The 5,137-nt window shown below is 69.1% G+C and carries 9 protein-coding genes; 8 read left to right on the top strand and 1 reads right to left on the bottom strand.

The annotated features are described in order from the left end of the window. Positions 1-720: M23 family metallopeptidase (locus tag VD972_RS01030; protein WP_324979373.1), on the bottom strand; the 720-nt coding region annotated here is incomplete at its 3' end. Between the two features lie 239 nt (positions 721-959). On the opposite strand from VD972_RS01030, the gene VD972_RS01025 reads away from it, so the two are divergent. The 8 genes from VD972_RS01025 to VD972_RS00990 form a co-directional block, all read left to right on the top strand. Beyond that, positions 960-1,433: a hypothetical protein gene (locus VD972_RS01025; RefSeq protein WP_324979370.1), complete on the top strand. Its 474-nt coding sequence runs from the start codon at positions 960-962 to the stop codon at positions 1,431-1,433. Positions 1,434-1,445: 12 nt separating this feature from the next. Next, positions 1,446-2,210, top strand: coding sequence for an endonuclease/exonuclease/phosphatase family protein (locus VD972_RS01020; RefSeq protein WP_324979368.1), 765 nt, complete (start codon positions 1,446-1,448; stop codon positions 2,208-2,210). Between the two features lie 138 nt (positions 2,211-2,348). After that, a complete protein-coding gene (locus VD972_RS01015) occupies positions 2,349-2,798 on the top strand; it encodes a phage holin family protein (protein WP_324979367.1) in 450 nt (149 codons plus the stop codon). After that, positions 2,788-3,003 carry a DUF3618 domain-containing protein gene (locus tag VD972_RS01010; protein WP_324979364.1) on the top strand — a complete coding sequence of 72 codons (216 nt, stop codon included), beginning with the start codon at positions 2,788-2,790 and terminating at the stop codon, positions 3,001-3,003. Before VD972_RS01015 ends, VD972_RS01010 begins: the two co-directional genes overlap by 11 nt. 54 nt (positions 3,004-3,057) lie before the next feature. Next, positions 3,058-3,258, top strand: coding sequence for a hypothetical protein (locus VD972_RS01005; protein WP_324979361.1), 201 nt, complete (start codon positions 3,058-3,060; stop codon positions 3,256-3,258). Between the two features lie 34 nt (positions 3,259-3,292). Further along, positions 3,293-3,742, top strand: coding sequence for a hypothetical protein (locus tag VD972_RS01000; RefSeq protein ID WP_324979358.1), 450 nt, complete (start codon positions 3,293-3,295; stop codon positions 3,740-3,742). Between the two features lie 48 nt (positions 3,743-3,790). After that, positions 3,791-4,063, top strand: a complete 273-nt coding sequence (locus VD972_RS00995) for a hypothetical protein (RefSeq protein WP_324979355.1) — start codon at positions 3,791-3,793, stop codon at positions 4,061-4,063. 295 nt (positions 4,064-4,358) lie between these two features. Beyond that, a partial coding sequence (locus tag VD972_RS00990; protein WP_324979353.1) for a hypothetical protein occupies positions 4,359-5,137 on the top strand: 779 nt, incomplete at its 3' end.

Raw genomic sequence — 5,137 nt, 5'->3', positions numbered from 1 at the left:
GTAGAGGCCGCCGCCGTGGTGGAGGATCACCGTCCCGCCCGAGCTGTAGTTGTCACGCGTCATCACCACCGCGCCCTCGTTGGCGGCGTAGATCGGATCGCCGGTGTTCCCGTCGATGTCCACGCCGAAGTGCTGGCTCTGGAGCTTGCCGTTGAACGAGCGCCGATCTCCGTAGGGCGCGGTGATGCGATCCTGGCGCGGCCAGGCGAAGTTGTTGCGGAACAGCGGCGCGGTGAAGGGCTGGGAGAACGCGGCGGCGAAGGCGGCGCGGTCCTCGGCGATGCGGGCCTTCACCGACGCGGGCGGCTTGACGTACTTGCCGGCGACGCGGAGCTCGCGCTCGGGATAGCCGGACTCCACCACGTCCAGCGCGCCCACGAGCTCCACGGGCTTGCCCTCCACCGGGCGGGGACCCACCACCCTCACCTCCACGGTGCCGACAGCCTGCTCCACCGGGAGCCCGGTGATGGCCAGCCAGGCGTCCGAGGCTTCGAAGAAGCGCAGGGGCTTGCCCGCCACCGTGCCCGAGGGCAGGCCCTCCAAACCGCGCACGGTGACAAGGATCGGATCTCCTGGCTTGGCCGTCCCAGGCTGTACGGAGAGGCTCGGCTGAGCCTGGGCTCCGAAGGCCACCAGTCCCAGGGCGAGCAGGGCGAAGGGAAGCGGGGAGGAGAGACGGGGAAGGCAGGGGGCGAGCGGCATGTGGCCGGAGTTGTACACCGGGAACTTCCTCGCTCCGACTTCCCGTATGGGGGGCTTGCCTGAACGCCTGCTCCGCATGCTTGCCAGGTGTCAGAAGCCTGGCGCGACCGCCCGCTGGTCAACACCCGAGGAGGGGTGTGCGCCTCGCTGGTCAAGGAGCGAACGTCCGGGCGGCGCGGGCCGCTTGGCGGTGTACCAAGGCCGGGGGGGGCTCCCTACCTTCTCCGACGAACTGACTTCCAATTGGGGGATGCTGGATGCCGCGCTCTTATAGCTTCGATCATTTCCAGGTGCCCGCTGCCGAGCCTCGCAGTCGGAGCCTGCGGCGTCAGGACAAGCAGCACCTGTCCGAGTCGCAGCACCACTCGCAGCCTGATCACGAAGGGGGCATCCACTACGGCAAGAGCCACGCGCAGACCGAGGAGATCCTCAAGGCTCGCGCCCTGGCTCCGCCGCGCAAGGAGCGCTCCGGAGCAAAGCCTCGCGAGGTGCCGAGCGCGCCGGCCACGCCGCGGATCAACCGCAACACCACGCCCATTGGCGCGCTGCCGGCCACCGAGGAGCTGCCGCCGCGGGGACGCTTCCAGGATCTGCTCGACGAAGCGACGCGCCAGCTCGAGGCGATCCAGGGAGGGATCGGAGACGTGAGCAAGGCCGCGGTGCGGCTGGCCTCGCTGCCGCTCGAGGTGGTCCGGCTGGCCGCGCGCCGGCTTCGCCTCGTCCACGGCTGAGGGCTCCGGCACGTGGAGCTGACGCTCGTCTCGTACAACATCCATAGCGGCATCGGGACTGATGGCAGGTTCGACCTGCACCGGGTGGGCGAGGTGCTCCGCGAGATCAACGCGGACATCATCGCCCTGCAGGAGGTGGGGGACTTCCGGGGCAAGACGTCCCGCGAGGATCAGCCCGAGCACCTCGCGGATCTGCTCGGGTTCCACATGGCCTTTGGCCCGAACGTGGTGCGCCAGGGCCGGCGGTACGGCAACGCCGTGCTGACGCGCCTGCCCATCCTCAAGTCGAAGAACTACGATCTCAGCGTGCAGAGCCGCGAGCCCCGCGGCGCGCTGCGCTGCGATCTGGATATGGGCGAGGGCCGGCAGCTCCATGTCTTCTGCCTCCACCTGGGGCTCTCGCTCGGCGAGCGCCGGCGGCAGGAGGGACTGCTGCTGTCCTCGGACATCCTCCGGGACGCGGTGCGCAAGGATCCGGTGGTGGTGTGCGGAGACTTCAACTACTGGGGGAACAAGCCCGTCCCCGCCCTGGTGCGCCGGGCCATCCACGACGCCGCGCTGGAGCTGCATGCCCCCGCGCGCACCTACCCCTCCCGGCTGCCCCTGCTGCGCCTGGATCGCATCTTCGTGGACGCGGGCGTCCGCCCGCTCGCCATCCGACCTCACCGGTCCCCTCTGGCCACGGTTGCTTCGGACCACCTGCCGCTGGTGCTGCGCTTCGAGGCTCCGATCCTCGAGCCCGTCTCGGTCTCGGCACCGGTGCAGCTCATCGGGTAGCGTAGGGGCTCTGGCGGCGTTCACTGGCCGACGCTGGCGACCGCCGGACACAAGAGCACGCGACGGGTTGTCGCGGCAAAGGGGGATGCCTAGGTTGGCTCCGCCTGTGGGACGCCAGCAGTGCCGGCCGGAGAGCAGATGAACTTGGGGACGGAACAGACGGATCGCGGAATCGCCGCGCTCGTCGGACGGATGGCGGACAGCTTCAGCCGCCTGGTGTCTCAGCACATCACCCTGGCGCGCCTGGAGCTCGCCGAGGATGCCAAGGCCATGGGCAAGGATGTGGCGCGCATCGTCGCGTTCGTGCCCTTCGTGCTGGTGGGCTACTTCTTCCTGTGCGGGGCGCTCGCGGTGGTGCTCGCCGGGTGGATCGGCTACGCCGGAGGGCTGGCCGTGGTAGGGGGCATCAACGTGGTGGGGGGAGGGCTTGCCATTTGGCATGCCGTGTCCAGCCTTCAGAGCCGCCAGGTGATGGATGACAGCAGCGACGAGATCTCTCGCAGCATGGCGGTGCTCACTTCGGTGAGCCCTCCCGCCGTGCCCTCACAGCCCCGGAATGTGCTCAAGGAGCCCCCGAATGCCCAGTAACGGACAGCCCAAGGCCGAGCCTCGCAATCCCGCCGCGCTGCGCGCCGAGATCGAGCGCACCCGCGAGGAGCTGGCCACCTCGGTGAGCGCGCTGCGCGAGGAGGTGGCCCACGCCACGGACTGGCGCGAGTGGGTGCGCAAGCGCCCGCTGCTGGCCGTGGGCACTGCATTCACGATCGGCTTTCTGCTGGCGCAGCGCCGCTGACTACAGCTCCTTTTCACCCAACCACCGTATTCCAACCGACAGGAGAGGCCTTCGATGGAGATGAATCCGCAGCAGATCCAGGACCGCGCGCGTGAGATCCAGCAGCGCATTGTGCCGCAGATCGAAGAGGCGCGGCGCAATCTGGTGGATGTGAATACCCGCGTGGTGAGCTTCATCCGCGCCAACCCGGGCACGTGCCTCGTCGGCGCCGTCGCCGTGGGCTTCCTCATTGGCAAGATCGCCGCGCGCCGCTGATCCCGCCGTCCCTTCGTCACATCGAGAGAACATCATGACGACCTTTCAGAACACCCAGAGCAACGGCACTCCCGGCAGCGGCGACGACCAGGGGTTTGGACAGCGTGTGGACCAGATCGGCTCGGAGGCTCAGGAACTTTGGAGCAACGCGCGCAGCGCGGTGTCGGACCTGGGCCAGACGTTGGATCTCAAGGGCCGGGTGGAGCGCAACCCGTACGGGATGGTGGCCGCGGCGATCGGCGTGGGCTACGTGCTGGGCGGCGGACTCTTCACCCCGCTCACCGCGCGCGTCCTCAAGCTGGGCATGCGCCTGGCGATGCTCCCCTTCGTCAAGGACGAGCTGCTGGGCATGGCCGAGGCCGCGCTCCAGGGGTACCAGACCGGCCAGTCGAGCGTGGGCGGGCAGAGTGGCGTGGGCGGGCAGAGCGGTGCCACGGGCGTCGGCACGTCGCCCCGGACGGGCGGTCCTGGCACCATCAGCTGATCCGTCGTTCGCGCGCTTCACCTTCACTTCAAACCAGGGAGTTTCCACATGTTCGGAGTCAGTGATCTCAAGAAGTTGGACAAGGACGAGCTGCTCAACCTGATCGGGCTCGAGACTCGCAAGGACACGACCGACTACCTGCTGCCGGCGCTGGGCGCCTTCACGGTGGGCGTGCTGCTGGGCGTGGGCGTGGGGCTGATGCTCGCGCCCAAGCCGGGCAACGAGCTGCGCAATGATCTGCGCAACCGGTTCCAGCCCGGCCAGGAGCCGGTCACCGGAGCTGGCGCCACGCGCACCGAGACCGTCACGCGCGGCGTGTAGCCCGTCAGAGCCTTCCAGCAGTCCTTCGGGCCTCCCCTGAGCGCGCCACCCGCGCCCGGGCGGAGGCCCGTGGCTTTTCAGGGCTGGCTGATAGACTCCCGCCATGGCCAAGGGCAGGACTCCGAAACAGCGCCGGTCGGCTTCGGACAGCCAGCGCAAGTCCGATCCGTCAACGCCGAAGAGCGCGGCCTCCGCCATTGTGACTACGGGCAGGAGGAGGCCTGTCCAGCCACGGACGAGCTCGGAGGCACCTGCTCTCGCTCGTGAGCCTGTGGGCCCGAGCCCCTCGCGGGACTTGCCTGCAGCCCTCCCTTCTCCCGAGAAGAGCACGGAGGGCGCTCATTCAGCCCTCGCCCGGTTAAGGAGCCTGGAGACGCTGGAGACGGCTTACGAGGTGTGGCTGGAGCTGAAGCTGGAGCATGCCGCCGCCCAGCTCCGGTTCAAGGAGGAGCGCGAGCGCCTGGATCAGCAGGGCTCCTTCCTCGTGGGGGCCGTTCGGGCCGCCGGGGTCGAGTCCAAGCCCGGCAGTGAGGCAGGGATCCTCCCTGCCGGAGCCGATAGCTTCCTGCGCGGTGCCGAGGCGCGGCTCTCCCAGACGCGCGAGGATCTCACGCGCAGGGAGGCGGAATCGGAGGCCTTCTACCAACAGCTCTTCTCTGAGATCCGCGCCACCCTCACGGACCGCATCCAGCGCTACCTGGCAGCCTCGCGCCCAAGCCTGAAGCTGCTCCTGCGCAAGGTGGGCACCACGCGCTCCATCCTCCACGTGGCCCGGGTGGGCAGCGACGAGTCCCTGCTGCTCTGCTTCCTCTTCACCGGCCGCATCCCCACCCGCTACGGCTTCCTCTTCGATGACTCCACCGAGGATGTCTCGCTGCCGCCCGCGCCGCTCTACCCGGACGAAGGTGTGGACTCGCGCGAGACCCGCCCCGAGGCCCCCGCCTTGGTGGCGAGGATGGGGGCGGCCAGCCAGGTGCTGCCCCTCAAGGGCTTCCTCCCCATCCGCATCCCACGCCCGGCTGGCGGCGAGGACTTCTTCCGGATGCTCCAGCGCGGTCCCGTGATGGAGGTCGA

This window comes from Hyalangium sp., from assembly GCF_035629615.1.
Lineage (GTDB): Bacteria > Myxococcota > Myxococcia > Myxococcales > Myxococcaceae > Hyalangium.
The sequence above is the reverse complement of the archived record's forward strand: the minus strand, read 5'-3'. Positions and strand labels throughout refer to the sequence as shown.